We start from the raw sequence: 2,295 nt of genomic DNA on the forward strand, positions 1-2,295 counted from the left end.
CTGCTCGCGCAGGATCCCGATGATCTGCTCTTCCGTAAATCTCGATCGCTTCATTCTGTCCGTCCTTTCGAGGGGCGGACTCTAGCTATTCCTGGAGGAGTTTCAGGGGGTCACGTCAATCGCGAGGGCTGGCGGATGTTCTCAGGGGCATGTCAAAGCTTGCGGACGCGCATTATGACTGCGGGACCAGAGCGGGCGGACGATTTTCCGTGGGCCTAAGCCGAGGCTGTCGTGTTAGATTGTCTTGTCCGGACGAGGGGGGCTGCGGATGGCAAAGGTTATGTTGGATGGGCGGGGGACGCCTTCAATGCGCGAACGGAGGGCTGAAGCTAAGCTGCCTGGGTTGTACGAATTCGGCGTCGGCTGGGGCGTAGTCCTTATAGCTCTGTCGATAGTCTGGCCCCGATATGGCTTCTACGCCTTGGGCGGACTTCCGCAGTTTACGCCATTTACGCTAATGGCGATTTTGTCATGGGCGCTTCTCCCAGCATTGATTTTTCTTAACCATTCAGCACGGGAACAATTTTTTACGTCCCTCAGATCAACTTATATTTTACTATCTTTTCTCGGTGCGTGGATTTGTTGGCGGTTAGTCGCGAGCGCCTTCGGCGAGGATCCTGCCGAATCTCTCGTTCTTACTGCGCAGGCTATCGTTTATCTTCTCCCCGTCCTGTTCATGGGGCTTCTTGTGAGTAACGCAGTAGACGGAAATGTTTTAATTGTAAGAACTGTCTTGATATCAGCTATTGTCGTGCTGGGTCTTGCAGTTCTCGAGAGCGCGATAAAGCGTCCCGTCGTGGATATATTGGGGCTCCGCTTCGCCACAGATGCACAGGCGGCAATGAACGCGACTGAAATCAGCATTCGAGGTGGGAGCATGAGGTACAAGTCAGTTTTCTATCACCCCATTGTATTTGGCCAGTTCCTCGCCTTCGTTTTTCCCTTGGCCCTCTGGTCGCTCATTCAGGAGCGCTTGCTACTTATGCGCCTTTTGGCGTTGACCGTGATTTTGATGACGCCCTGGGCTGTCGGCATCACCGGCTCTCGGGCCGCGATTTTAGGCTTGGCTGTGGCGGCATTTAGCTTCGCCGTCATTTATGCGGTCCACAGATCAAAGAAGGGTGCGTATGGCGGCGTGTTGATCATGATTTTTGTGGCCTTAACCTCAATAGCGGCGTTTGGTCTTCTGTCAGGTCAAATACTTGACTTATTTCTTGGTCGAAATACTAGTGAAGTGAGTAGTTCTCTTTATAGAAGCGCAATGTTCAGCAGAGGATTCGATGAGATCGCTTACAGCCCTCTCAGTGGATTTGGTGATGGCCGCTCTCCTTATCACGCCGGTTTTGCGGCTGGACCTAACATCGTCACGATCGACTCTCTATATTTATCGACTCTTCTCGACAATGGCTGGATTGGTTTGGTTCTTTTCCTCGCCGTATGGATCACCTATTTCTGGTCAGCATTTGTTAAAATACTTGCAGGGAAACGCCTTGACGTAGCGGGCGCTTTTCTGGCTGGGACGCTCTCACTTTTCTCAATCTTCTCAATCCTAAGCATCGCAGATAACATTACGCTATTGTTTGTTGCGATTGTCGCTTCGTACACTCGCCTGGAACTTGAGGGTCGTAAAATTGCCAGCCGATCGTATCTAGGCTCAGGACTCATAGCCAGAAGAGCACGGTAGCGGCGAGAGCGACTGCGGACAGGAAGACGGTCGGGCAGCGATCGTATCGTGTGGCCACTCGCCGCCAGTCTTTGAGCCTGCCGAACATGATCTCTATGCGGTTTCGGCTTTTGTACCGGCGCTTGTCGTAACGGATAGGCTCGGTCCGGGATTTCCGCCCAGGAATGCAGGGCGTGATGCCCTTGGCCTGCAAGGCCTCCCTGAACCAGTCTGCGTCATAGCCCCGGTCGCCCAGCAGCCATTGTGCTCTCGGCAAGCTGTCCAGCAGGGCCGCAGCACCAATGTAGTCGCTGACCTGGCCCGCTGTGACGTGATGGTGTGGACGACCTCCGCCTAACCAGCTTTTCTGGAGCAGTCGTCATCAGGGACGTCATGTGTGGACGACCTCCAAGACGCAAGAGTGAAAACGACGTTGGCGCTCGGTCGAGTGCAGTCATGTGTTCGGCCTGTTGATGCAGCGGTTGGGGCTGCTGGCCTTGATGAAGTCCGCGGACTGAACCGCCCCGGGTTTGCCGGAGGCCATTTGGCTTAAGTTACGCGGCCAGGGGCTGTTCGGCTAGCATGGCATAGTAGGCAGCTTCGGCTTCGGCTGGCGGGATATGGCCTATGGG

Annotated in this window: 1 protein-coding gene and 1 pseudogene; one reads left to right on the top strand and one right to left on the bottom strand. The window is 54.4% G+C overall.

Annotated elements, in window-relative coordinates:
- The first annotated feature begins 268 nt into the window (after nt 1-268).
- Nucleotides 269-1,684: an O-antigen ligase family protein gene (locus ACP7AB_RS16810; protein WP_425993157.1), complete on the top strand. Its 1,416-nt coding sequence runs from the start codon at nt 269-271 to the stop codon at nt 1,682-1,684.
- Here ACP7AB_RS16810 and ACP7AB_RS16815 read toward each other — a convergent pair.
- Nucleotides 1,662-1,994: pseudogene (locus ACP7AB_RS16815) on the bottom strand (IS5 family transposase); the annotation flags it as partial. The gene ACP7AB_RS16810 and the pseudogene ACP7AB_RS16815 overlap by 23 nt on opposite strands.
- Between the last annotated feature and the right edge of the window lie 301 nt (nt 1,995-2,295).

This window comes from Brevundimonas sp. TWP3-1-2b1 (assembly GCF_049896165.1).
GTDB classification, from domain to species: Bacteria; Pseudomonadota; Alphaproteobacteria; order Caulobacterales; family Caulobacteraceae; genus Brevundimonas; species Brevundimonas subvibrioides_B.